This is a genomic window from Polaromonas sp. 39-63-25, assembly GCF_002278925.1.
In the GTDB taxonomy this organism is placed as follows: Bacteria; Pseudomonadota; Gammaproteobacteria; order Burkholderiales; family Burkholderiaceae_C; genus Polaromonas.
Map to the genome: position 1 here is coordinate 39221 of NZ_NCJH01000017.1, position 25599 is coordinate 64819.

Genomic DNA, 25599 nt, shown 5'->3' on the forward strand with positions numbered 1-25599 from the left:
GTCGCCATGCTGAACTGGTTGCGCCAGCTGTTCCTACGCACGCCACGCGCCGACACCATTCCCGACGCCCTGTGGCGGGCCACGCTGGCTGCCCATTCTTTTCTGGCCGAGCGGCCGGCGGCGGAGCGGCTGCAACTGCGCCGCCTGGTCGGCGAGTTTCTGGCACACAAGGAATTTACCGGTGCGCACGGCCTGGTGGTCACCGACGAGATGGCGGTGGCGATTGCCGCGCAGGCCTGCCTGCCGGTGCTGCACCTGGGACTGGGCTGGTACAGCGACTTCGTCGGCATTGTGGTTCACCCCGGGCAGATGATCGCGCGCCGCGAAATGCAGGACGCCAGCGGCGTCGTGCACCGCTACAGCGAGGTGCTGTCCGGTGAAGCCATGGAGCGCGGCCCGGTCACGCTGAGCTGGCAGGACGTGGCCTCGGCCGGCGCGCTGGCCGGCCACGGTTACAACGTCGTGATCCACGAGTTCGTCCACAAGATCGACATGAAGGATGGCGCCGCCGATGGCTGCCCGCCCCTGCCCTCGCGTGCCGCGCACAAGGCCTGGCATGACGTGATGCAGCCGGCCTACGACGCCTTTCGTGAACAGGTCACGATGGCCGAACGTTTCGGCGGCGAGCCACCCTGGCTGGACGCCTATGGCGCCACGGCACCGGCGGAATTTTTTGCGGTGAGCTGTGAAGCCTACTTCGTGAACCGCGAGCGCTTCACGCAGGACTTTGCGGCCCTGACCGCGCTGTTCGACCAGTTCTTCAAGGTCAATCGGCCTGCAGCCCTTGAAGGACGGGCGCAGTAAGCTATTTAATTGATAGCGATTGACGACTGTTCCACGCGGCGCGCCGGGGTGGCCCCGGGCGACACCGCAAGGATCCCGCCTCTCGTCGCTTGATCGGCGCTGATCAGCGCTTGATCAGCGCCTTCAGCACATTCTGCAGACGCCGCACATGCGCCGCGTCATACGGCGCGGCCAGCACTTTGGCTGCGTCCTCAGCCCAGGTCTGCGCCGGCGCCGGGTCGTTGCGTTTGGTCAGCAGCACCAGCTGCAACATGCGGCGCGCGCTGATGTGTTCGGCCGGGGTCGGCAGCTCGGCGGCAATTTCCAGGCGCAGCAGGGTTTCTGCGGCATCCCCCTTGGGCGCCGACGACAGGGCCTTCATCCACGCGCTGCGTGTGGCCGGCGTCACCAGCTTGCCCAAGGCCTGGGCATCCGGCAGCAGCGCAGGGTCGCGCTTTTCCCAGGCCGTCAGCAGGTGGGTCAACACTTCGCCGTGCGCCTGTTCGGAGAGTTTGCGCAGCGCCTGCTGCGCGTGTTCGAAAGCTTCGCGCTGCGCGCGGAAGGCGGCGTCGCCCAGCCGCGGGCCACGTTCTTCGTAGGCCGGCCTGTCGCTGAAACGGCTTTCCCGCTCGGGGCGGTAGGGTTCGAACTTGTTGTCGGCTGGCCGGTTGCCGCGGCCGTCGGGCTTGCCGCCGCCGGGTCGCGCGTCCTTGCGGTCGCCAAACTTGCCGCCGCGGCCTGCGGGCGCGGCTTCGGCCTTGCGCATGCCAGGGCGGTCATCGCCGCGCATGGCCACCACCGGTTTGGCGGGTTTGGGCGGCGGCGCGGCCGGTGCCGGCGCAGCTTCTTCTGCTTCCGCAGCGGGCTCGGCCGCCGCTTCAGCTTCAGCCTCGGCCGGGGCGTCCTCTTTCGCTATTGTTTCAGGAGCGGCTGGCGCAGACGCATCGGGCGCTGACGCCTGATCGGGCTCAGAACCCTGCGGTGCTTCGGTCGCTGCAGGTGCAGGCGCTGCGACGGCAGCCGGTGCGGCCGGCTTGAACTGCCCGCGCAAACCAGCTTCCAGATCGGCCATCGCGGTGCGGATTTTCTGCACGTCGCCGGTGGCGTTGGCAGCGTCCAGGGCTTTGGACAACTCCAGCACCAGGCGGTCATGCTCGCCCAAGGCCGACGCGGCTTTTTCACGCTCGGCGGTCTTGCGCTGGAAGGCGTCGTCGATCGGCTTGCGGAAAGCGTCCCAGAGTTTTTGCTCCTGCTTGCGCTCGATCGGCACCGCCTGCGCTTCGTGTTGCCAGCGCTGCTGCAGCGCCTTGACCGCGTCGATGTGCAGTTGCGGCTCGGCGCCCAGCACCTGCGCTTCCTCGATCATGGCCTTGCGGTGCGCCAGGCTCTGGGCGCGTGCGGCTTTCAGCGGCGCATCGGCGGCATCCATCGCGGCCTTCCACTGCGGCTGGATCTCGGCAAAGGCTTTTTCGCCCAGGTGGCCGGCGGCCGTCCACTTCTCGACAAAACCATTGAGGCTGCGGATCTGGAACTTCCAGTCAGTGTTGCCCTTGTTGGCCTCGGCCCAGGCCAACACCTCGTCGATCAGCGCGCGGCGCTCGGCCTTGACGGCTTCGCTTTGCTCCTTGACCTTCTCGAGCCAGACCTCGACCACCTTGTGGGCTTCGTTGCAGGCGTCGTCAAAACGCTTCCACAGCGCGTGGTTGGGGATGCCGCCCTGGTCGCTGGTTTTCCAGAGTTCGCGCATGGCGCGCAGCGCCTCCTGCTGCTTGCGCCCGCCCAGGGGCTTGGCCACTAGCGCTTCGGCCTTGGCCACCAGTTCTTCACGGATCTGGTCGGCACGCCAGCGCTGCCAGCCTTCGAGTTCGCCGGCCGCCGTCAATGCGGCATGTGCCGCGGCTTCGAGTGCGCTGTCGATGTTGCGGATGTTTTCCTTCAGCGCCTGGCGCAGCTCGGCCGCGACCTTGGGCGTGGATTTGCCATGGCCTTCGGTGACTTCATGCTCGAGCTTGGCCAGCGCAGCCTGCACGATGGCCGCCGATTTTTCACGCATGTCCTTGAGCACGGCGGGATCGATCTTGACCTTGGGCGCGCGCGCGGGCTGCTCACCGGCAGCGGCGTCGCCGCCACGCGGCGTGCCGCGTACGCTACGCAGCTCATCGGCCCAGACCGGCACCGCCGGCAGCGGTGCCGCGGCGTCTTCGGCGGCCGCGACGGCCAGCGACAGCGCGCCCTGAAAGGCTTCCCACACCGCCAGCAGCTGGCCGCGCGAGGCGTCGAGCAGCGGCGGGAACTTGGCGTCCACGCTGGGCCAGTTCGCGTCCTGCGCGAGTTCGTCGGCTTGGGCCTGCCAGTGCGTCACATCAGAACGCAGGGCTTCCCACACGCCTTGTGCATCGCGCCAGGGTTTGGTCGACAGCACTTCAATGCGCTGGGCAATCAGCACGGCCGCCTCGCGCTGCACCTGGGCGCGGTGCTGCAGGTCTTCAATCGTCTTGACGCGCTCGGCCAGCTGGGCTTTCAGCCCGGCCAGCGGCTCGCGCGACAGCGGAGCACCGGCCTTGGCGGCATCACGCTGCCAGGCCAGCGCATCGGCCATGTTGAGCTTTTTCAGGGCCAGCAGGGCATGGCCTTTTTCAGCCCACTCGGCGGCCACGGTCTCCTGGCTTTTCAGGCGCTTGGCTTCGTCGAGCTTTTCCTTGAGCGGCTTGGCCGCACCCTTGTCCCGGTTGGCCAGGTCCTTGTAGACCTCGGCCATCTGCTCGGCCGTGGGTCCGGTGGCGAGCCACTCGCGAATGCGCGCGGTGCGTTCACCCGACGTGGGCGCTGAGAAAGCCCCGCCCGTCAGGCCATCGAGCGGATGGCTGTCGGCGCTCTTGGTGGAAGGCGTTTTCACGGCGGGTGTTTCGGGCTTGGCAGATTTGGACATGGGGAAACGCAGCATATGGATAAGTAGGACGGGCGAAGCGGGGATCTTCAGGGATCAGGACATTGCAGGTCTGCTCCTTGGGCGCTGTCACCGGTTGGCGTGAACAGGCACGGGGGGCGGGACCGGCGTAAAAAAGAGGAGCCGCAGGACAGATATCCGCGACCCCGACCCAAGCTTCAGAAATAAAGCAATGCGGCTATTTTCGCTGTTTTTAGGGCATCGCCAAATTAAGTTCGGCACGGGGTGTCCATTTGGCGTCTGAAGGAACACTTTTGGGTGCACCCAAAAGAGCCTGCCGGGCGCAATACCACTTGTACCGAGGTAGACCCTGAGCGCCACGGCGCGCTGCACGGCCAGTTCGCGCATGGCGTTGTCGCCCACTGCCATGCTGGCCGTCGCTGAGCACGAGGTTGCAGAGGGCAAAACGCAGCGGACTGCTGGCCGGTTCATCGGCCGGAGGCTTCAGGCGTGCGAGGATGTCGTCAACGTCATAACGGCCCTGACCCAGATGGGTGAGCGACAACGTCAGGCCATCGACCTCGATGGCGCCGGCAACCGGTGCAAGGCGCAGGAGCGACTGCATTTCTGCATCTATATAGAGACGTGCAATTTTCAGCTGGGGTACCCCTTGGAAAAGCAGGCTGCTTTCCGGCCCCGCAGCAGGCGCCGGCGGGCTGCCGGCTTTTGCGATGCGATGGTCAGATCACGGGGGCCAGCTCCAGCAACCACGGACGAAAGTCCACTGCGCCCACCGTGAGCTGCCGGCCCAGCTTCTGAGAAACCGCTTTTCAAGTTGCGACTTCAGCACCACCGGCACCAGGATATAGACCAGCGCCCAGAGCCATAGCAAGCCACCCACGGCCCGCGCTGCGCGGCGATGCCAGAGCGGTGAACGCAGCACGGCCACTGCTTTGCCGGGAGGAGACTGGAGAGTCGGGAGGGATCGCGTTTCAGTTCACGGTCGGGCATAGGCCTTGAGTCTTGAACGCTCGGGGAAAAGGTCAATGGCTGATTGGGCTAATTTGGCCAAAAAGGCCGGCCTCAAAATAAAAACCCCGGACAGCAAAGGCCGACCGGGGTTGACGGCGGGCGTGATGCTCATGCCGTCGGGCTTCGCAAAGAAGAGAAGATCGTCTCCAGTGCGATGAAAGCAAGTGATTGCTCTCAGTTTGACCGGGATTGGTTACCCGGCTGATGCTTGAGGTACTCAAGCAATTGCAGATTAAACCTCCGGCACCCGAGGCGCAAGTCGAAATTTGTAATCAAAAATCAGCCCGCGATTGCCATTTTCTTCGGAGTTACATCTTTGCGCCCTTCTCCTACATCGCCATGAGGTATTCGCCGCATCGCCTCCAAAAAACGTCCTGCTTGAATGCTCCGGCAATTTCTCTGAAAAACGCTGCAAGCACTTGAGTTAAAAGCCCTTACTGGCAAAACATACAGCTTTTCTCTCAAAATACCGCGCCAACTTCACGACCTAGAGCGAAACCCCAAAAAACCGCTCAAATGGGAGAAATGGGGGGTCTTGACCCCTTATTTCAGCTTTTAATGCATTATTTTGCATATGAAATAGCTTTTATATTATTGACAAGTTATTTAGCGCCCTCATAAAATCCGCCGTCCCATCCAGAACTACGGGACAACCCGAATCCGCTGCCGAACCCGGCAAAGTCAGACAAGGGGTCAACACCCCCAAGGCCAGGCCTTGGTTTGATGGCGACCCAATCAAAGCGTACGGCTCAAGAAGTCGATGCGCATAGAAAGGAGTGCTATGACAGCGCCAGGACAATCCACCCCCGCATCGGTAATGCGGACACTTCAGAAAAACGTGAGCAACAGTCTGGCAAACATTGCCGACGACATTGCCCAGGGCTTTTTTGAAATTACCCACAACAGCTTCGCACTCGTCGGTCTGGCCGTCGTGTTCGCCGTGATCACGCTGACCGCCCGTCCCGACCTGCGTCAGGCCGGCGAATCCCGGCTGATGACCTGGCTGCAGGAGCGCCAGGAAGCCGCGATTGGCTTCACCGAACCCGATGCCATCGACCGGGCCACCGCAGCCAACCCCAAAGACCTGCCCCGGCAACAGGCGGCGGTAGCCTTCTGGCTCAGCAAAAAATACAACGTGGCGCCCGAACCCCTGAGTGTGCTGGTTGCCGAAGCCTTCGAGATTGGCCAGAAGGCCAAGCTCGACCCCACGCTGATCCTGGCCATCATGGCCATTGAGTCGGGCTTCAACCCGTTTGCGCAAAGCCCGGTGGGTGCCCAGGGCCTGATGCAGGTCATGACCAACATCCACCACGCCAAGTACGAAAACTTCGGCGGCAAACTCGCCGCCTTCGACCCGGTCACCAACCTGCGGGTAGGTGTCAAGGTGCTGCAGGAATGCATTGCCCGCGCCGGTTCGGTCGAAGCGGGCCTGAGGTTCTACGTGGGCGCAGCCAACCTGGAAAGCGACGGCGGTTATGCCGCCAAGGTGATGGCCGAACGCGCACGCCTGCTGGCTGTTGTGGGCGGCCGCGCACCGGCCTACATGCCGACGGTGCGCCCGCCGCTGGCCATCCCAGCGTCCCTGCCCGCAACCACAGACGCGGAAGACCTGCCCGGCGGCAAGGCCGGCGAGAAAGTCGCCAGCCTCGCCAGCTCCTGAGCGCGGCCCGGCCTTTCACAGGCCGGTCGTCAGCCAGACGCCGGGTCCGTTACACTAGGGGTGTGCGCGACTGGCGATAGGCAGCCCCTGTTTTGCAGGGCGGTTGCTGACGTGGGATACCACTGGGAAGCGCACCGCTGGGCTCAAGCCATGACCACAGCGTTCAGCCGTTCGCCTGGGCAGCCCTTGTTTCATTCATCCGATGACAGGGACCACGTCTTGAAGGACTGCCATGTACGACCGCACCATTCTTGTGGAACAAACCGACCCCGAACTGTGGGCTGCCATCGTTGCTGAAAACGCGCGCCAGGAACACCACATCGAGCTGATCGCCAGCGAAAACTATGCCTCGCCCGCCGTCATGGCCGCGCAGGGTTCGCAACTGACCAACAAATACGCTGAAGGCTACCCCGGCCGCCGCTACTACGGTGGCTGCGAGCATGTAGACGTGGCAGAACAGCTGGCCATCGACCGCATCAAGAAAATCTTCGGTGCCGAAGCCGCCAACGTGCAACCGCATTGCGGCGCCTCTGCCAACGAGGCTGTCTTCCTGGCCTTTCTCAAGCCTGGCGACACCATCATGGGCATGAGCCTGGCCGAAGGCGGCCACCTGACACACGGCATGGCGCTCAACATGAGCGGCAAGTGGTTCAACGTCGTCTCCTACGGTCTGAACGACAAGGAAGAGATCGACTACGACGCGATGGAGCGCAAGGCCCACGAGTCCAAACCCAAACTGATCATCGCGGGCGCCTCAGCCTACAGCCTGCGCATCGACTTCGAACGCTTCGCGAAAGTGGCCAAGGCTGTCGGCGCGATCTTCATGGTGGACATCGCCCACTACGCCGGCCTGGTGGCCGCGGGCGTGTACCCCAACCCGGTGCCGCACGCCGACGTGGTGACCTCGACCACGCACAAGAGCCTGCGCGGCCCGCGCGGCGGCATCATCCTGATGAAGGCCGAACACGAAAAAGCCATCAACAGCGCCATCTTCCCCGGCCTGCAGGGTGGCCCGCTGATGCACGTGATTGCGGCCAAAGCGGTCGCTTTCAAGGAAGCGCTGGCCCCCGAGTTCAAGACCTACCAGCAGCAGGTGCTGAAGAACGCCCAGATCATCGCGGAGACCCTGACGCAGCGTGGCCTGCGCATTGTCAGCGGGCGCACCGAAAGCCACGTCATGCTGGTGGACCTGCGCGCCAAGGGCATCACCGGCAAGGAAGCCGAGGCCGTGCTGGGCAGCGCCCACATGACGATCAACAAGAACGCCATTCCCAACGACCCGGAAAAACCGATGGTCACCAGCGGCGTGCGCATCGGCACCCCGGCCATGACGACGCGTGGTTTCAGGGACGAGGAAGCGCGTTTGACAGCCAACCTGATCGCCGACGTGCTCGACAACCCGCGCGACACTGCCAACATCGAAGCGGTTCGCGCCAAGGTTCATGCACTGACGAGCCGGCTTCCGGTTTACCGCTGATGGACCGGTGCATGTGCAACCGCTATGCTTTTGATAGCTGCTTGCGCATGCCCTGTAAGGGCTGGATGCCAATAATGCTTAAAAATTCAGGCAAAGCTGCATGAAATGCCCTTTCTGCGGCCACCTTGAAACCCAGGTCGTGGAAACACGGGTGTCGGAAGACGCAGACTTCATACGCCGCCGCCGCCAGTGCGGCGCGTGTGAAAAGCGCTTTACCACCTACGAGCGGCCCGACGTCAACTTTCCGGCCATCGTCAAAAAGGACGGCCGCCGCATCGAATACAAACGCGGCAAGATCCTCGACTCCATGAACCTCGCGCTGCGCAAGCGACCGGTCAGCACCGAACAGGTGGACTCGGCCATCGAGCGCATCGAGGAAAAACTTCTCAACCTGGGCCTGCGCGAGGTCCCGTCGGCCCGCCTGGGCGAACTCGTCATGCGCGAGCTCAAAAAGCTCGACAAGGTCGCCTACGTGCGTTTTGCCAGCGTCTACCGCAGCTTTGAAGATATTGACGAGTTCAAGACGCTGGTGGATGAGGTGCGGCGGTAGTGCCATAGTAGAAGCGCAGCCACTGACCGCAGTCAGGCCTTGATCGCAGCAGATTAGTGGTAGCTGGAACCCGACGGTCGGAGCCAGTGATTGCAAGCTGGGTTCCTATACTGAACCCATGAATCAGCCCTCAACTGCCTGTTCAAACCCTTTACTGTCCAATCCCGACCGCGTTCGGGTTGCTCCACGGGGATCCGGGGCGGGTTTCACCATTATTGAACTGATGGTCACGATGGTGGTTCTGGGCCTGATCCTGGCGTTCGGCCTGCCAAATTTGAGAGAGTTTCTGGTGCGCAACCAGGCTGCCGCCATCACCACCGAATTTTCCAGCGACATCGCCCGAGCCCGAATCGAGGCCATCAGCCGAAACAACTGTGTGACCATTTGCATGTCAAGCAACACGGCCAATGCGCTAACAGGGGGAACACCAACCTGTGCAACAACTGGTAGCAACTGGCAGGCCGGCTGGATTACTTTTTCCAACCCCAGTTGCAGTGGCGCCCAAAACAATCCGACGACCAATGGCTCCAGCCTGATTTCAGTTCGCCAGGCGGGTTCGGACGCATTTGAATTAGCAGCCAATCCGTCTGCCGTGCGGAGATTCATGTTTGAGTCGAGAGGCCTGACTAATGGCGGCCAGTCCAACTTTACCCTGAGTTATGTTCCGGAGAGTGTCAGCAGCCCTCACTACCGGTCCATTTGCATCAGCTCAGCAGGCCGAGTAACCATCAAAGAATACGCGGGTGATAGCGCATGTCCATAAAGTGTCAACGGGGTGCCGGCCTGATTGAGGCCTTGGTCGCCATCCTCGTACTTTCCATCGGCCTGCTGGGCATGGTGGGCATGCAAACGGCCTCCATCAAATACGAACAGACCGGATGGGTGAGGTCTGCGCTTTCTTCCAACATCAGCAGTCTTGCAGACCGCATCCGGGCCAACGCCAGTGCGGACGCGGACGCCTACACTTTTTCCAGAACATACGCTGCGGAACGCGCCTCCATCGAGGCCACGCCTTTGCCCAACACCTACCTCACCCCGGCAAAAGACTGCAACGCCGCGGCTTGCACCAACGCCGAACTGGCTGCCTATGACCTGGTGGTCTGGCGCAACGATCTGAATCAACAACTCCCAGGCGCCGTGGGTTTTGTAACGCCCACGGGCGTGAAAGGGATTGATTTGCGTTTCGGAGTTACTGTCGCTTGGTTCAACAAAGACAACCTGGACGGCACGACCTTGCGGCAGCCCGAGATATGTCCTGTGCCCGCCGTGGGGACCACAGGCATTGCCGCCCGTAACTGCTGCCCGGCATCGGTAGGGACCGCAGCGGCCCTGGCCGGCGTTCAGTGTGTCAACCTGGAGATTATTCCGTGATCAAAACCGGCCATCACCATAAGACATCCTTGAGCGCGCAAAGCGGGCTGAGCCTGATCGAACTGCTGGTGAGTCTGGTCATCAGTCTGGTGATCGCGCTGGCCGCCGCCGCCGCCTATCTGGGAACGCGCAGTACTGCCACCGCGATGGCCAACATTGCGGGCATGAACGAAACCGGGAAACTAGCGCTGGACATGGTCGGACGCGAGTTGCAGATGGCCGGGTATTACCCCGCCATCGTTCCCACGAGCAACGTCAACCTCAATCTCATGGGCCGGTTCAGCAACACAAAAAATACGGCTTTTGCGGCTTACAACCAGGGGTTGTTCGGCTGTGACGGTGGCGTGTTTAATCCGACCACGGGGGCATGCCCCGCCGCGACCGCCGGCGCACCTGACTCGGTGGTGATTAACTATTTTGCGAATACCGAGCTGGATGCAGCGACCTTTGTTAGTGGTTTCGATTGTCTGAGAGTCAGCGTTGCGGTCGATCCCAGCAACGTCGTTCAGGCGGCGACGGGACGGCCTTTTTATGTTTCCAACCGGTTTGGACTCACCAATACGAATTACACCAAGCCGGGGCCAGGCGGCACCACACAAACCGTCACCACCAAAAGCCTTGCCTGTAACGGCAACGGGAAAGCCGCCGAGGACACCGTGTACCAACCCCTCTTCGAGGGGATTGAAGACATGACCTTTGCCTATGGGGTGCATGACGGGACCGGAAACCTTTCTCCACAAACTTATTACACGGCGACGGAAGTGACGGCGTTGCCCACCGTGGGAACCTTGACCAGTTGGCAACGCGTCACCGCAGTGCGGGTGTGTGTGCTGACACGCGCGTCCGACAACATCAGGACCCAGGACAAGGCCGGCAGCTTGCGCACCTATACCAATTGCAGGGGCGCGACCGTCACTTACGCCGAGTCTGACCGATCTCTGTACAAAAGGTATGAGCGTGTATTTGCGATCCGCAATAACCTGAATGGAACCTTCTGATGAAGCCTGGCATGTTTCGACGACGAAGCCAAACATCATCGGGTCACGCCGAAGGCGGCGTTGCGCTCCCTGTGGTCCTGATGTTTCTCCTGGTCATCACCATCCTCGGTACGCTGGGCATTCGGCGTGCCACCACTGGCGAAACCCTGTCCAGAAACCAGCTGGACTACGAAGTGGCCCGGCAGGCAACCGAGGCCGCCCTGCGCGATGCCGAGCGCGATCTCTTGCTGAATGCATCGGCCATCATGCCCAACGCCCTTTGCTCGCGCGGTACTGACAGGCCGGTAGGCAGCGCGCTTGGTTCGCCCGCCTTCGACACCAATTGCCCGCGCGGCCAATGCCGGTTTGAGTTGTCTTATTACGACTCAAGCAACTACACAACTGTCACCAACCCTGAACCCTGGTGGCCCACGATCAACGCCAAGCAAGGCCGCTGGGACGGCGACCCCGCCAGTGCGGCCAGCGCCAAACCAGGTGATGCCACCGGCGCCAATACCAATTGCACCTTCAATGGCTCCGTCCCATTGGGGACCTTCACCGGTGTGGCACGCATTGCGGGTGTAGCGCGGCAGCCTGAATACCTCATTGAATACCTTGCCCGAGCGGACGACAAGGTAATGCGCATTACCGCGCGGGGCTTTGGTGCCGACATCAACACTGAAGTTGTCATGCAGACCTATTTCCGTCCGTATCTGCGATAAGGAACACGCCATGAAAAAAATTCTGACCATTGCCGGGCTATTTTTGGCGGCTGCTTTTTCGCAAGTCCCTGCTGTCGCAGCACCCTTGTCGCCGGCGATTCCGCCCAACATCGTGACCTCCACGCCGAGGCCGATGATCATGCTGAACATGTCAAAAGACCACCAGCTTTTTTACAGGGCTTATGACGAATTTTCCGATCTCGACGGAGACGGACTGCCGGAAACCACCTATAAGCACAGCTTTAACTATTACGGTTATTTCGACTCCTACAAGTGCTACAGCTACAGCGGCACCACCAACCGGTTTGACCCGGTCAGCACCAACACCAACAAATATTGCACGGGCGACTGGAGCGGCAACTTCCTGAACTGGGCCACCATGACACGCGTGGATGTGGTCCGCAAAGTGCTTTATGGAGGCTACCGTTCCACCGACACCGCCGCACTGACTGTTTTGGAGCGGGCCAGCCTGCCGACGGATGCCCATTCATTCGCCAAGTATTACAAGGGCGACGACCTTGCCCAACTTACCCCGTTTAGTGCATCCCAACTGGCAAGCTCCAGCACCATCAGCAACAACAACGACGACAACGCCAGGCGACAGGTCCGGTTTGTTGCTGCGGACAACAAACTTCATAGGAACAACGGCGGATCGGCTCCTTCGGCGGCAGTTTCCAGCACTTGTCAAAGCAAGGTCGATGCTTATTACGCAGCCCAAGATCCTCCCAGCACACCTCCCCCTCAATACCACTGCATCACCCACTCGGTCACCCTCAACGGGACCTTTACCATTGAGGTAGGAGACCAAGTCAGGGCGGTGGACCAAGACAATTCAGCCCGGTATATGGAGGGTGTCGCCCTCGAGGTCAACAGCACAAGCGGCTGGGTAACTATGGTCATAGCTCCTGATGGTTTTGTGACGCCCAATAACCCAAGCAACAATTTCAAAAAATGGACCATCCAGAACCTGACGCAAACCTCTGCCACCATCTGTAACACCACGCTCGGCGACAACCTGACCGCAAACTCCCCATTCAACACTAACACAGCGGGCAATGGGAAATCCCATACCAATGCCAACCCGCCCTTGATGCGCATCGCGCGAGGCGACTACCAACTGTGGAATGCCAATGAGCGTTGGCAGTGTTATTGGAGTAGCGAAAAAAATGCTCCGAACGGGAATAACGTGAGCATCACTGGCTTGGGAGCAGGCTCAAACAATCCCTCCAAAACCACCCAGGGCGTAGTTATCGGTGGCGCCGGCCCGGATTTTATTGTCAGGGTGGCTGCTTGTAACTCAACCCTTCTGGGTACTGAAAATTGCAAGCAGTACCCTTCGGGGAATTTCAAACCCCAAGGATTGCTGCACGAATATGGAGAAGGAAATTTGGCCGAGTTTGGTCTGATGACCGGTTCTTTTACAAAGAACATCAGCGGCGGCGTACTCCGCAGCAACCTGCAGTCTTTCAAAACGGAGATCAATCACAGTACGGATGGCAGCTTTACCTCCACCCAAGGAATTGTCTACACCCTGAACAAGCTACGAATCTATGGCTACAACTATAGCGATGGCACTTATCTAGGCGACGGCAGCTGCAACTTCCAACTCACCTCGCTGACCGACAACCAGTGCACGAGCTGGGGCAATCCCATGGGTGAAATTTTCACGGAATCCTTGCGCTACCTTGGCGGGCTTCAACCCAGCTCCCAATACGATTACACCCAAACGGGGTCCAAGGACGCGGAGATGGGGCTCCCAAAGCCTGCGTGGATTGATCCGGTGAACCGCGCAGACGCGGCAGCAAAAACGGCTGCTGATGCCATATTTGGCCAAGGGCAATGCCGAGCCATTAACGCCATCAATTTCAACGCCAGCGTGACGTCCTACGACAACAATACTGGCACCCAATGGGATCCGTTTGCGACCTTGCCGACCAGCCCCAGCCTGGTGAACATGATCAACGTCATCGGTACGGACGAAGACATTCACAACAAGAGTTTTTTCATCGGAAACAACGGCACAACGAACGACGCAACCTGCACCGCAAAAACCATCTCCACCTTGGCCACAGCAACGGGTTTGTGCCCCGACGCGCCCGCTTATTCAGGCTCCTACGCACTGGCTGGAGCCGCTTACTGGGCCAGGACCAACCCGGTCCGCACACCCACAGACCCACAACTCAAAGCCAATGCAGACGCATTCAAAGTCAAAAGCTTTTCGGTTGCGCTGTCACCAGGCAAGCCTCGTATTGAAGTTCCACATCCAACAATCGCCGGTCGAAAAATTGTTATTCAACCGTCCTATCAGCTGAAAAAATCCGCAACCGAAATTGGTGGCGGTACCTTGGTCGACTTTCGGGTGGTGGGCACACCGACAGCCACTTCAGGAAAATTTCTTGTCATCTGGGAGGACTCCGAACAAGGCGGCGACTATGACAGCGACGTTTCCGGTATTCTTCGTTATGAAGTGGTGGGAAGCACTCTCTACGTTTACACCCAGGTTTTCTACGAGGCAACTAATCAGCCGCAAGGCTTCGGTTACACCATCTCAGGAAGCACCAAAGATGGCGCGCATTACCACTCGGGCATTGAAGGTTTCAACTATACAGATGCAACGGCCCTGACCGTATTGCGAAAGAAAGCCGATGGCACATGGGAGACCAATCCAAATGTCAACGCCTCTGGAGGTTGTTCGAATTGCCAGGTAAGTCAGGCCGAGAGTCGAGCCGAATATGCTTTTGGCACCAGCACAGCCGGACAACTGGAAGACCCCCTCTGGTACGCTGCCAAATGGGGTGGCTTCAGCAAGAACGAAAACGTCACAACCCCACCTTCAGACCCCAAGATCTATTTTGAGAAGCCTACGGCCGATAAAGCCAACTGGGACACCAAAAAGCTTGACGGAACAGCTGGCGCTGACGGTCTTCCGGACAACTATTTCCTCGCGATTCGACCCAGCGAGCTTGAAAAAGCCCTTCGAGCGGCGTTCAGTGCCATCGTGGGTGCCTCCAACACTGCCCCGGCCGTGGCGTCAGCCCAGATCCAGTCTGGCAGCCTGAAGTACCTGGCCAGCTTTGACGGCGACGATGGGCACGGCGAATTGCTGACCTTTATCGTCAAGCCTGACGGTAAATTTGATATCCGCCTCAAAACAGATGGCACGCTTGACCGCGAATACTATTATTGGGCGGCTCACACCAAATTGACTGCCCTGCCAGCTGCGTCGCGCCAGATCATCACCAATGTCGGCAACTCGAGTGGTTTCGCGTTCTCATGGGCTGCGCTGTCCGATGCCGCCAAAACGATCGCTTTCGGAGGTACCAACGCCACGGCAGAGGCCAAACTGAATTGGCTGCGCGGCAGCAGGACCGATGAAACTCCCAACGGCCTGCGTTTCCGAAAACGCAACGCCAACTCCATCATGGGTCCGGTGGTGAGTTCAAACCCCACCGTCACCTCGCCGCCAAGCGCAGACTTTTTCGGAACGAGGTTTCCAGGGTATGGGGATTTTGTCACCACGTACAGGAGCCGCAAGAGCATTGTCTGGGTAGGCGCGGGAGATGGCATGCTTCACGGATTCAATGCAGCCACATCTGCATCAACAGGTGGTACACCCATTGTTTCGTATGTCCCGCAGCTTCTGCATTCGCGCTTGCAGGACTGGGTGGATCCGGCCGGCGAAAAAGTGCAGGCCTTTCAGGATGGAACCCCCTACTCGGCTGATGTGCTTCTGGGATCGACCATTACCAATACAGGGGATCCCGCTTACGATGCCGCCGCGCCTGCGGCCGCCTGGAAAACCTATTTGTTCGCGTCCTTGGGGCGCGGCGCCAAAGGCATCTTTGCTCTCGACGTGACTGACCCGGATGCCTTGACGGAAACCAACGCCGCCAGCATCTTTAAATGGCAGTTTTCGGAAGCGGATGACAACAGCGGTGACCTGGGCTACAACCTGGCCCAGATGGGAACGATCAGCCGCGTCAGCGAGCAATCCGGGGCGGTCGCAAAAATGAACAACGGCAAGTTCGCCGTACTCGTGCCTAACGGGATCAACAGCACCAATGGCTCGGCGGCCCTCTACATCCTGTTTGCCAATGGACCTTACAGCGGTGTCTGGTCGCCTTCGACCAATTACGTCAAACTCGTTGCTGATGTTGGGCCCAACAATGGGCTGTCGCAGGCAACCTGGATTGACACGAACAACGATGGCGTCGCCGACTACATTTATGCGGGCGACCTGAAAGGCAATTTGTGGAAGTTCGACGTGTCAAGCGCCAACCAGGCCAACTGGAAGGTCGCGTACGCAAACGCAGATGGAACGAACAAACGCCCATTGTTTGTCGCAAAGCAATCAGACGCTTCCGCGCTTCGTCTACCTATCACGTCGGCGCCCGAGTACCGCTTTCATCCGCTGGGCGGCGTTGTGATCAATTTCGCGACCGGAAAATCCGTCGTTTCATCGGACTTTCCGGACGGCTCGGGCCGGAATCACGCCATCTTCGGCATCTGGGACGCTCCGCTATATTCAAGCGCCGCCTATGTTGCGGATCCAACTTTGCTAGACAATGCGACAACCGGCTTGCCTCGCCTTCGTACCCAGCTGACAGCACGAACGTTCAATCGGATCACCGTCGAAGATTCGGATCCGACGAACGGAGTTGTCGGAGAGGGTTATGTGACCGGAAGCGCCATGGACTGGACCAGCAAGAAGGGGTGGTATGTCACGCTTCCAGACACCTCTGAAATGGTCGTCAGTAATCCGACGATCACTCAGGGCCTGCTCGCCACGGTCTCCATTGCCCCCGCCGCGACAAGCACCGATGTGTGTTTCAGCGGGCCAGTCGCCTATGCCACATTTGTGGATCCCATCACCGGTCTTCTGGACTCAAACGTCTTCGGAACAATTACCATCGGTGGCGTCACCTACCAAACCGCATCGATAAGAATTACCGACCAGCGTGTTACCTTCTCGCGAGATGCGACCAACACCGCATGTGCGGCAGGTCAACAGAATTGCACCCGCATCATCGGTGAAACAACCGATGAAACAGCGCAATCGCCAAATACTTCGGCGCGGATTTACTGGCGTGAGATTCCTTCCTTCAAGACAAGGTAAGACAAGCATGAAACTCGTTCAAAAAAAGTCAACCACCGGCGGCAGGTGCCACCCCACCAGACGCGCCAGCGGCGGCTTTACGCTTATCGAACTCATGATCGTCGTTGCGGTCATCGGAATTCTGGCTGCTGTTGCCTTCCCGAGTTACCAGGAATACATCGCCAAGAGCAGGCGGGCCGAAGTCCGAACCATCCTGCTGGAAGCCTCTCAATGGATGGAGCGCCACTACTCCGAAAATTTCAGGTACGACCAGAACACCGCTGGAACGGCTGTTGCAGACATCTTTCCCGCAAACCTGGCACAGTCGCCCAGGGACTCAGGAGGTGCCTACACCATTGCGGTATCAGCGTCAGCTCAAAGAAGCTACACCCTCACGGCAACGCGCGTTGCGGGGGGACCTGTGGCGTCTGACAAGTGCGGCAATTTTCAGATTACCAACACCGGAGTAAAAAGCAACCCCGGATTCTCCACATCATCCTTCAGCTCTGCATCTGCAGCAGCTACGGCTTGCTGGAAGTAGTTGTCGTCCGGTGCACGGAAACCAGGGCCTGAATTGAAATTCCGTGAACTGCCGGACATGCGGTGGATGGTCGCAATCGCGGCCTCCATGGCCCTGCATTACGGAGTTTTTGTCGCACAACCGCTGCTCTCCCGTGTCGGCGCGCCTCAAGGCCAAATCCAGTCCGGCGGTGGCGGTCAGCGCATCGCTGCTCGCGTCATCGAACAAACACCAGTGTCAGTGGACAGCCCCCCAATCACAGCTGCAATGGAAACACGTGAAATGGCGCAACCTGCCAAGATCGAAGCGGGTAGTGTGCATGCTGTGGCCACGAAGCCTCTGAACACCTGGCGCCCAGACGCAGACATGAGGTTTTATGCCATTGAAGAAGTTGATCAACCAGCCCTCCCTGTCCTGAACTGGCAATTTCCTTCGCAAACTCCTGCCTCCATCCAACTTCGACACCTGGTCGTCCAAGTCTGGATCGCGGAGAATGGAGATATCCTGAATGTGGAGTTACTTTCCTCAGAACCGCAAATCGCGGGGGAGCAGAAGCAGAACATCGAACGGAGCTTGATTCAAACCTCAATGACTCCTGCCACGAAAGATGGCCGACAGGTAGCCAGCCAACGGACTCTCGAAATGGCTCTCGAGTTCTGATTTTTTCCGCTTGCGTCTTTGCAGGTACGTTTTTTCAGCTCCGGACTGCACAAAATTGACTGACTTACCTTGATCCCAAGCAACATGACAAGCGCCCTGGAGCTGGCCAGGAACTCCCTGCTCCTGACCTCTCCCAACCCCCGGGTTGGGGCGATCTTCGCCTCGGCTGAAGGTCATATCCTGGGCAAAGGCCACACCCAACGCGCTGGCGGCCCCCACGCAGAAATCGTGGCCATGCGGGACGCACAAGCGCAGGGCCACTCGCTGCGCAGTGCCACCGCCTACGTCACCCTCGAGCCCTGCTCCCACCACGGGCGCACCGGGCCCTGCTGTGACGCCCTGATCGCCGCCGGCATCAAAAAGGTGGTGGCATCGATTGCGGATCCCAATCCTCTGGTGTCCGGCCAGGGCTTTGCGCGCCTGCGGGCCGCGGGCATTGAGGTGGAGGTCGGCCCGGGTGCGGCAGAATCGCGCGAGCTGAACATCGGTTTTTTCAGCCGCATGATTCGCAAGACGCCCTGGGTGCGGATGAAGGTGGCGGCGTCGCTCGATGGCAAGACGGCGCTGGACAATGGCAAAAGCCAGTGGATCACGTCCGACGCAGCTCGAACCGACGGCCATGCGTGGCGCGCACGCTCCTGCGCCATGCTCACCGGCATTGGCACCGTGCTTGAAGACAACCCGCGCCTCGATGTGCGGCTGGTCGACACGCCGCGCCAGCCGCATCTGGTGGTGGTGGACAGCCGGCTGGAGACGCCGCTGGATGCTCATCTTTTTATAGCTGGTCGCGCGCTCTACATCTACGCTAGTGAGCAAAATGATGCCAAAAAAGCAGCCCTTGAAGCGCGCGGTGCAACCGTCGTTTATCTGCCGGGCAAGGGCGGCAAGGTGGACCTGGCGGCTATGCTGCGCGACCTGGCGCTGCGCGAGGTCAACGAAGTCCACGTCGAGGCCGGGCACAAGCTCAACGGGTCGCTGATCCGTGAAGACCTGGTCGATGAGTTTCTGGTCTACCTGGCCCCCAAACTGATAGGCCAGGGCAGCGGCATGGCCAGTTTCGGGCCGATCACCGAGCTTTCGCAGGCGGTGGACCTCGAGTTTCGCTCGAGCGACCGCTTGGGCCCCGATCTGCGTATCGTGGCCAGAGTCAGGGGACGCGACCTCTTTTAGCCCTGCTTTATCGGCCCGGCCCATGGCCGCCCGCAATCTCTGCGAAAATAGCGCCATGTTTACCGGAATCATCACCGGCGTGGGGCGCATCGTCGCCATCCATAGCCTGGGCAGCTCTTTGGACCATGGCAAGCGACTCACCATCGAAGCGCCATCGGGCTACCTCGACGACGTGGGCCTGGGCGACAGCATCGCACTGAACGGCGCCTGCATGACAGTGACGGCGCTCGACATCGCCAAAAACCAGTTCCTGATTGAAATATCGGCCGAGTCGCTGGCCAAAACCAGTGGCCTGACCGAACCCGGCCCGATCAACCTTGAAAAAGCGCTGCGCGCCAATGACCGGCTGGGCGGCCACATCGTCGCCGGGCATGTCGATGGCATCGGCACCGTCACGCATTTCGCCCAGGTGGGTGAAAGCTGGGAGTTGCGCATCCTCGCCCCGCGCGAACTGGCCAAGTACCTGGCCTACAAAGGCTCCATCACGGTCAATGGCGTCAGCCTGACCGTCAACCGCGTCACCGATCTGGATGGCGGCCAGGCCGGCTGCGAAATCAGCATCAACCTGATTTCGCACACGGTTCAAAACACAGCCTTGGGCCATCTGCGACCACAATCGCAGGTGAACCTGGAAATTGACCTGATTGCGCGTTACGTGGAGCGCATGCTCCAGGACGGAAAGAAAAACTGAACCATGACCATTGCCATCTCCCCTGTTGAAGACATCGTGGCCGACATGCGGGCCGGCCGCATGGTCATCCTGGTCGACGAAGAAGACCGCGAAAATGAAGGTGATCTGGTGCTGGCCGCCGATCACGTGACTCCGGAAGCCATCAACTTCATGGCCCGTTACGGCCGTGGACTGATCTGCCTGACATTGACGCGCGAGCGCTGCGAGATGCTGCAATTGCCGCCCATGGCCACCCGCAATGGCGGCAAATTCAGTACCGCCTTCACGGTGTCGATCGAGGCCGCCGAGGGCGTGACCACCGGCATCTCCGCGGCTGACCGGGCCCGCACTGTGCAGGCCGCCGTCGCCAAAAACGCCAAGGTCACCGACCTTGTGCAACCGGGTCACATTTTCCCTCTGCAAGCGGTCGATGGCGGCGTACTGATGCGCGCCGGCCATACCGAAGCCGGCTGTGATCTGGCTGGCATGGCAGGCTGCTCGCCGGCCGCTGTCATTTGCGAGATCATGAAAGACGATGGCACCATGGCCCGGCTGCCCGACCTGCAGATCTTTGCCGCCGAACATGGCCTGAAAATCGGCACCATCGCCGACCTGATCGAACACCGCAGCCGCCACGATTCACTGATTGAAAAAATCGGCTCACGGACACTGAATACCGCTTTTGGCGAATTCACCGCGCATGCCTTCAAGGACAAGACCAGCCACGGCCTGCACCTGGCGCTCGTCAAGGGACAGTGGTCCCCCGAAGACACCGTGGCTGCGCGGGTTCACGAGCCGCTGTCGGTGCTCGACGCGCTGGAAACCGGCCGCTCCATGCACTCCTGGAGCCTGGACCAGAGCCTGGCCCATATTGCCAAAGAGGGCAAAGGCGTGGCTGTTCTGCTCAATTGCGGCGAAAGCGCGGCGCAGTTGCTTGAACAATTCGAAGGCACGGCACGCGCCAGCCAGGCCCCCGAGCGCGGCCGCATGGACCTGCGCACCTATGGCGTGGGCGCACAAATCCTGCGCGAGTGCGGCGTGCACAAAATGAACCTGATGGGCAACCCGCGCCGCATGCCCAGCATGACGGGCTACGGCCTAGAGATCACCGGCTACATTGCCAACAAAAAGGATTGACCGTGTTTGGTGCAGAAAAAGGTACGGCCGACAAGCTGGACGGCAAAAAACTCTCGATTGGCATCGTCCAGGCGCGTTTCAATGAAAGCATCACCAATGCGCTGGCCAAGGCCTGCTGGCAGGAATTGCTGGCGCTCGGTGTCGAGGAAAAAAACATCCACCACGTCAAGGTGCCGGGTGCGCTCGAGATCCCCTCGGCCCTGCAGGCCATGGCCGAGCGCGACCAATATGACGCGCTGGTGGCGCTGGGCTGCATCATCCGCGGTGAAACCTACCATTTCGAGCTCGTCGCCAACGAGAGCGGCGCCTCGGTCAGCCGTCTGGCCCTGGACTACCAGTTGCCGATCGCCAACGCCATCCTGACCGTCGAAAACACGGCCCAAGCCGAAGCCCGCCAGACCGACAAAGGCCGCGATGCAGCGCGCGTGGCGGTGGAAATGGCCAACCTGCTGAACGAACTTGACTGATACCCCGGTCCTCCCCTCCCCCAACAAGCGCGCCATGACTGAAAAGACACCCCTCAAACCCAAGCGCCCGCCGCAGACCCGCAACGGCCTGACCGACACGGGTGTCAAGAAAGCCGCCGACAAGTCTGCACGCACCCGGGCACGCGAGTTTGCCCTGCAGGCGCTGTACCAGCATCTGGTGGGGCGCAACGAGGCTGCGTCCATTGACGCGTTCACCCGCGACCTGGTGGGCTTTCACAAGGCCGATGCGGCGCATTACGACGCGCTGCTGCATGGCTGCATTGCCGAAGCTGCGTCGCTGGACGACAGTGTGACGCCTCTGCTGGACCGCAAAATGGCGGAAATATCGCCGGTCGAACATGCGGTGCTGTGGATTGGCACCTACGAGTTCAAGCATTGCCTGGACGTGCCTTATCGCGTGATCATCAACGAATGCATCGAGCTGGCCAAGGCCTTTGGCGGCACCGACGGCCACAAATACGTCAACGGCGTGCTGCACAAACTGGCACCGGCCTTTCGCGCCGCTGAAGTCGCCGCCGACAAAAAAGCCTGAGGCGCGCTGTGAGCGACATCAGGATAGCCCGGCGCGCCCAGCGCATCGAACCCTTTTATGTAATGGAAGTTGCCAAGGCCGCGGCGGCCATGGCGCAGCAGCTTGCCCACACGGCAGAGCCCATGATTTTCCTGAACATCGGCGAGCCGGACTTCACCGCGCCGCCACTGGTCCAGCAGGCTGCGGCCCGCGTCATCCGGGACGGCAACACCCAGTACACCCAGGCGACCGGCCTGCAACCACTGCGCGAACGCATCAGCGACTGGTACGCCACGCGCTTCCAGGCCGACGTTGCGCCCGGCCGCATCATCATCACCGCCGGCGCCTCCGCGGCGCTGCAGTTGGCCTGCCTGGCCTTGATCGAAGCGGGCGACGAGATCCTGATGCCCGACCCGAGTTATCCCTGCAACCGGCACTTTGTCAGCGCTGCCGACGGCAATGCGGTGCTGCTACCGACAACGGCTGAAGAGCGCTTCCAGCTCAGCAGCGCGAAAGTGCAGGCCGCCTGGACCGACAAGACCCGCGGTGTGCTGCTGGCCTCGCCGTCCAACCCGACCGGCACGTCGATTGCGCCGGAAGAATTGCGGCGCATCCACGAGTTTGTGCACAGCCGCGGCGGCATCACCCTGATTGACGAGATCTACCTGGGGCTGAGTTACGAGGCGCATTTTGGTCAGACAGCGCTGGCGATGGAAGGCGGACTCGGCGAGAGCATCATCAGCATCAACAGCTTCAGCAAGTACTTCAACATGACGGGCTGGCGCCTGGGTTGGCTGGTCGTGCCAGAGGCGCTGGCACCGGTGATCGAGCGCATTGCGCAGAACCTGTTCATCTGCCCCAGCACCGTGGCCCAGCACGCCGCCCTGGCCTGTTTTGAACCCGATAGCCTGGCCGAGTACGAACGGCGCCGCGCCGAGTTCAAGGCCAGGCGCGACTACTTCATCCCCGAACTCAATCGCCTGGGGCTGACGGTGCCGGTGATGCCCGACGGTGCTTTCTACGCCTATGCCGACTGCACAGACGCCGCCGCCCGGCTGGGCGTCAGCGGCAGCTGGGACTTTTCTTTTGAGCTGATGAAACGTGCCCACCTGGCGGTGACCCCCGGGCGTGATTTCGGCACCATGGCGCCGGAGCAGTATGTCCGCTTCTCAACCGCCAATTCCATGGCGCAACTGAAAGAAGCGGTCGCCCGGCTGGAGGCCGTCCTTGGCTGAGGCCACCCCATTCCAGTGGCCCTTGCGGGTCTATTGGGAAGACACCGACGCCGGCGGCATCGTGTTCTACGCCAACTACCTGAAATTTTTTGAACGTTCACGCACCGAGTGGCTCAGATCACTGGGCATTGAGCAACACAGCCTGCGTGAGAGCACCGGCGGCATGTTCGTCGTGACGGAAACCAGTATTCGTTACCACCGGCCCGCGCGCCTCGACGATGAACTGATTGTTACCGCGACCCTGATCGAAAAAGGCCGGGCGTCACTGATAATCCGACAGAGTACGCTATTAAAATCAGAGCATTCGGGTCTATCCGGTGAAAACCAATTTTCCGACGGGCCGCCCCTAGGAAAATTAGCCCCCTCGGGGGGCAGCGCATTACGCGAAGCGAAAAGCGTGGGGGCTGCATCGATCTGCGAGGGCACCATACGCATCGGCTGGGTCGATGCGGCCAGCCTGAAGCCCGCCAGAATTCCCGCCAACATCCTTGATCGTCTGGAAGTTAAAACATGAACCAGGATTTATCCATTGTCAGCCTCATTCTCAACGCCAGCTGGGTGGTCCAGGGCGTGGTGGCACTGCTGGTCGGCGTGTCGATCGCGAGCTGGGCCGCCATCTTCCGCAAGATCGTCTCGCTCAAGCGCGTGCAGTCGCTCAACGACGAGTTCGACCGCGAATTCTGGTCCGGCACCAGCCTGAACGACCTGTTTGCCGCCGCCAACCAGAATGCCAAACACAGCGGCCCGATGGAGCGGATTTTCGCCAGCGGCATGCGTGAATTCCAGAAGCTGCGCGAGCGCCGCATGGAAGACCCCGGCACCCTGCTCGACGGCGCCCGCCGCGCCATGCGTGCCAGCTACCAGCGTGAAATGGATGCGGTGGAGTCCAACCTGTCCTTTCTGGCCACGGTCGGCTCGGTCTCGCCTTACGTCGGCCTGTTCGGCACGGTCTGGGGCATCATGCATGCCTTCACCGGCCTGGCCGCGCTGGAGCAGGTCACGCTGTCTTCCGTGGCGCCCGGCATTGCCGAAGCGCTGGTGGCCACGGCCATCGGCCTGTTTGCCGCCATCCCCGCGGTGGTGGCCTACAACCGCTTTGCCCACGATATCGACCGCGTGGCCAACAAGCTGGAGACCTTCATCGAAGAGTTCTCCAACATCCTGCAGCGTAACCTGGGCGCCCATTCGCCCTCAGGTCACTAAGCCAGGGAGCCGCCCTCATGCCAGCAGTCAATTCCCGCGGCCGCGGCCGCCGCACCATCAGCGAAATCAACATGGTGCCCTTCATCGACGTGATGCTGGTGCTGCTCATCATCTTCATGGTGACGGCGCCGCTGATCACGCCCAGCATGATTGCGCTACCCAAGGTCGGCAAGGCGCCAGGCCAGCCGCCCAAGCCGATCCAGATTGAAATCAGCAAGGACGAAGTCATCCAGATCAAGTCGGCGGGCAACACCACACCGGTCAAGCTCGGCGAGGTCGGCGCCACCGTCAAGCGCCTGCAGCCTGCGGTGCCGGCCGGTGAACAGGTCACGCCGGTGGTAATCAGCGCCGACAAATCCATCAAGTACGAAACCGTGGTCAAGGTCATGGACGCGCTGCAAAAGGCCGGCGTGGCCCGCGTTGGCCTCTCGGTGCAGACCGGCAACTGACCCCCAGCCCGCGCTGAATTTTTTCATGCCCATCGCCGCCGATCGCCCCGAGTTTGCCCCGCACCGCGAGCCCGGTGCGTTGCGATCCTTGGTCCTGGCGGTGCTGGTTCACCTGCTGTTGATCGCAGCCCTGACCTGGGGCGTGAACTGGAAGCACAGCAACCCGGATATCTCGTTCGAAGCCGAACTCTGGTCCAGCGTGCCTCAGGAAGCCGCGCCCAAACTGGTGGAAGCTCCGCCACCGCCGCCACCCCCTCCTCCGCCCCCGCCGGAGCCCGCGGTCAAGGCACCACCACCTCCCCCCGCACCGGACGTGGACATTGCGCTGGAACGTGAGAAAAAACGCAAGCTCGAACTCAAGAAGAAGGAAGCTGAACTCGCAAAAGCCAAGGCCGAGCTGGACCGGCTGAAAGAACTCCAGGTCAAAAAGGACAAGGAGCTCAAGGCGAAGGAAGAACTGGCCAAACGCAAGGCGGAAGAAGCGAAGAAACTCGAAGCGAAAAAAGCCGACGACAAGAAGCAGGACGCGAAAGACGCGGAAAAGAAAAAACAGGCTGACGCCGCAGCGGAAAAGCAGCGCCAGGAAAACATCAAGCGGGTCATGGGCCTGGCCGGTGCCACCGGCGGCGCCGACGCCAAGGGCACGGCACAAAAAGCCAGCGGCCCGTCAGCCAGCTACGGCGGCAAGGTGCGCGCCAAGGTCAAACCCAACATCGTCTTCACCGAGGACATCTCCGGCAACCCGACCGCCGAGGTCGAGGTGCGCACCGCACTGGACGGCAGCATCATCAGCCAGCGCCTGATCAAGTCCAGCGGCAACAAGGCCTGGGACAACGCGGTGATCAAGGCCATCATCCGCACCGAAACCATGCCGCGCGATGTGGATGGCCGGGTGCCGACACCGATGATTCTGGAATTCCGGCCCAAGGATTGAGCGCCGATCACTTCGAATGCTATCAATAAGATAGCTATCCGCGCAATCAACAAAAGGGCTGGAGCCTT

At 60.7% G+C, this 25599-nt stretch carries 24 protein-coding genes and 1 riboswitch; of the genes, 21 read left to right on the top strand and 3 right to left on the bottom strand.

All coding sequences use genetic code 11. The annotated features are described in order from the left end of the window. The first annotated feature begins 6 nt into the window (after nucleotides 1-6). Nucleotides 7-804: a M90 family metallopeptidase gene (locus B7X65_RS18220; RefSeq protein ID WP_293595716.1), complete on the top strand. Its 798-nt coding sequence runs from the start codon at nucleotides 7-9 to the stop codon at nucleotides 802-804. A gap of 103 nt (nucleotides 805-907) precedes the next feature. Here B7X65_RS18220 and B7X65_RS18225 read toward each other — a convergent pair whose 3' ends face one another. From B7X65_RS18225 to B7X65_RS18235, 3 genes are all read right to left on the bottom strand, one after another. Then, entirely contained in the window at nucleotides 908-3712 is a 2805-nt protein-coding gene (locus B7X65_RS18225; protein WP_293595717.1) for a DUF349 domain-containing protein, read from the bottom strand. Nucleotides 3713-3923: 211 nt separating this feature from the next. After that, a complete protein-coding gene (locus B7X65_RS18230) occupies nucleotides 3924-4295 on the bottom strand; it encodes a hypothetical protein (protein WP_293595718.1) in 372 nt (123 codons plus the stop codon). A 372-nt stretch (nucleotides 4296-4667) separates the two neighbouring features. Beyond that, nucleotides 4668-4814: a hypothetical protein gene (locus B7X65_RS18235; RefSeq protein WP_293595719.1), complete on the bottom strand. Its 147-nt coding sequence runs from the start codon at nucleotides 4812-4814 to the stop codon at nucleotides 4668-4670. Between the two features lie 705 nt (nucleotides 4815-5519). On the opposite strand from B7X65_RS18235, the gene B7X65_RS18240 reads away from it, so the two are divergent. The 20 genes from B7X65_RS18240 (at nucleotide 5520) to tolA (ending at nucleotide 25531) form a co-directional block, all read left to right on the top strand. Continuing rightward, nucleotides 5520-6362, top strand: coding sequence for a lytic transglycosylase domain-containing protein (locus B7X65_RS18240; RefSeq protein ID WP_293595720.1), 843 nt, complete (start codon nucleotides 5520-5522; stop codon nucleotides 6360-6362). 56 nt (nucleotides 6363-6418) lie between these two features. Further along, nucleotides 6419-6550: riboswitch (ZMP/ZTP riboswitch) on the top strand. A 44-nt stretch (nucleotides 6551-6594) separates the two neighbouring features. Then, nucleotides 6595-7839 (top strand): serine hydroxymethyltransferase, encoded by a 1245-nt coding sequence (gene glyA, locus B7X65_RS18245; protein ID WP_293595721.1) that lies wholly within the window; start codon nucleotides 6595-6597, stop codon nucleotides 7837-7839. 100 nt (nucleotides 7840-7939) lie between these two features. Continuing rightward, the gene (gene nrdR / locus B7X65_RS18250) at nucleotides 7940-8389 is read left to right on the top strand and encodes a transcriptional regulator NrdR (protein ID WP_293595722.1); all 450 of its coding nucleotides are present in this window, start codon (nucleotides 7940-7942) and stop codon (nucleotides 8387-8389) included. Nucleotides 8390-8507: 118 nt separating this feature from the next. Beyond that, complete coding sequence (locus tag B7X65_RS18255; protein WP_293595723.1) at nucleotides 8508-9152, top strand: GspH/FimT family pseudopilin; 645 nt, start codon at nucleotides 8508-8510, stop codon at nucleotides 9150-9152. Then, the gene (pilV, locus tag B7X65_RS18260; RefSeq protein WP_293595724.1) at nucleotides 9143-9760 is read left to right on the top strand and encodes a type IV pilus modification protein PilV; all 618 of its coding nucleotides are present in this window, start codon (nucleotides 9143-9145) and stop codon (nucleotides 9758-9760) included. Before B7X65_RS18255 ends, pilV begins: the two co-directional genes overlap by 10 nt. Next, entirely contained in the window at nucleotides 9757-10758 is a 1002-nt protein-coding gene (locus B7X65_RS18265; RefSeq protein ID WP_293595725.1) for a PilW family protein, read from the top strand. Before pilV ends, B7X65_RS18265 begins: the two co-directional genes overlap by 4 nt. Then, the gene (locus tag B7X65_RS18270) at nucleotides 10758-11459 is read left to right on the top strand and encodes a PilX N-terminal domain-containing pilus assembly protein (protein ID WP_293595726.1); all 702 of its coding nucleotides are present in this window, start codon (nucleotides 10758-10760) and stop codon (nucleotides 11457-11459) included. The genes B7X65_RS18265 and B7X65_RS18270 overlap by 1 nt, the downstream gene beginning before the upstream one ends. 10 nt (nucleotides 11460-11469) lie before the next feature. Beyond that, complete coding sequence (locus B7X65_RS18275; protein WP_293595727.1) at nucleotides 11470-16575, top strand: PilC/PilY family type IV pilus protein; 5106 nt, start codon at nucleotides 11470-11472, stop codon at nucleotides 16573-16575. 7 nt (nucleotides 16576-16582) lie between these two features. Next, entirely contained in the window at nucleotides 16583-17095 is a 513-nt protein-coding gene (locus tag B7X65_RS18280; protein ID WP_293595728.1) for a type IV pilin protein, read from the top strand. A 33-nt stretch (nucleotides 17096-17128) separates the two neighbouring features. Beyond that, nucleotides 17129-17734, top strand: coding sequence for a hypothetical protein (locus B7X65_RS18285; RefSeq protein ID WP_293595729.1), 606 nt, complete (start codon nucleotides 17129-17131; stop codon nucleotides 17732-17734). A gap of 84 nt (nucleotides 17735-17818) precedes the next feature. Continuing rightward, entirely contained in the window at nucleotides 17819-18904 is a 1086-nt protein-coding gene (gene ribD, locus B7X65_RS18290) for a bifunctional diaminohydroxyphosphoribosylaminopyrimidine deaminase/5-amino-6-(5-phosphoribosylamino)uracil reductase RibD (RefSeq protein WP_293595730.1), read from the top strand. 55 nt (nucleotides 18905-18959) lie between these two features. After that, nucleotides 18960-19595, top strand: a complete 636-nt coding sequence (locus B7X65_RS18295) for a riboflavin synthase (protein ID WP_293595731.1) — start codon at nucleotides 18960-18962, stop codon at nucleotides 19593-19595. A 3-nt stretch (nucleotides 19596-19598) separates the two neighbouring features. Beyond that, on the top strand, nucleotides 19599-20711 hold the full coding sequence (gene ribBA, locus B7X65_RS18300) for a bifunctional 3,4-dihydroxy-2-butanone-4-phosphate synthase/GTP cyclohydrolase II (RefSeq protein ID WP_293595732.1): 1113 nt from the start codon (nucleotides 19599-19601) through the stop codon (nucleotides 20709-20711). A gap of 2 nt (nucleotides 20712-20713) precedes the next feature. Continuing rightward, entirely contained in the window at nucleotides 20714-21178 is a 465-nt protein-coding gene (ribH, locus tag B7X65_RS18305; RefSeq protein ID WP_293595733.1) for a 6,7-dimethyl-8-ribityllumazine synthase, read from the top strand. A gap of 34 nt (nucleotides 21179-21212) precedes the next feature. After that, a complete protein-coding gene (gene nusB / locus B7X65_RS18310) occupies nucleotides 21213-21731 on the top strand; it encodes a transcription antitermination factor NusB (RefSeq protein ID WP_293595734.1) in 519 nt (172 codons plus the stop codon). Nucleotides 21732-21748: 17 nt separating this feature from the next. Next, entirely contained in the window at nucleotides 21749-22945 is a 1197-nt protein-coding gene (locus B7X65_RS18315) for a pyridoxal phosphate-dependent aminotransferase (protein WP_293595755.1), read from the top strand. Further along, nucleotides 22938-23459 carry a YbgC/FadM family acyl-CoA thioesterase gene (locus B7X65_RS18320; protein ID WP_293595735.1) on the top strand — a complete coding sequence of 174 codons (522 nt, stop codon included), beginning with the start codon at nucleotides 22938-22940 and terminating at the stop codon, nucleotides 23457-23459. The genes B7X65_RS18315 and B7X65_RS18320 overlap by 8 nt, the downstream gene beginning before the upstream one ends. Further along, on the top strand, nucleotides 23456-24148 hold the full coding sequence (gene tolQ, locus B7X65_RS18325; protein WP_096671226.1) for a protein TolQ: 693 nt from the start codon (nucleotides 23456-23458) through the stop codon (nucleotides 24146-24148). The genes B7X65_RS18320 and tolQ overlap by 4 nt, the downstream gene beginning before the upstream one ends. A 17-nt stretch (nucleotides 24149-24165) precedes the next feature. Next, nucleotides 24166-24597, top strand: coding sequence for a biopolymer transporter ExbD (locus B7X65_RS18330; protein ID WP_293595736.1), 432 nt, complete (start codon nucleotides 24166-24168; stop codon nucleotides 24595-24597). Nucleotides 24598-24622: 25 nt separating this feature from the next. Next, nucleotides 24623-25531: a cell envelope integrity protein TolA gene (gene tolA / locus B7X65_RS18335; protein ID WP_293595737.1), complete on the top strand. Its 909-nt coding sequence runs from the start codon at nucleotides 24623-24625 to the stop codon at nucleotides 25529-25531. Nucleotides 25532-25599: the final 68 nt, after the last annotated feature.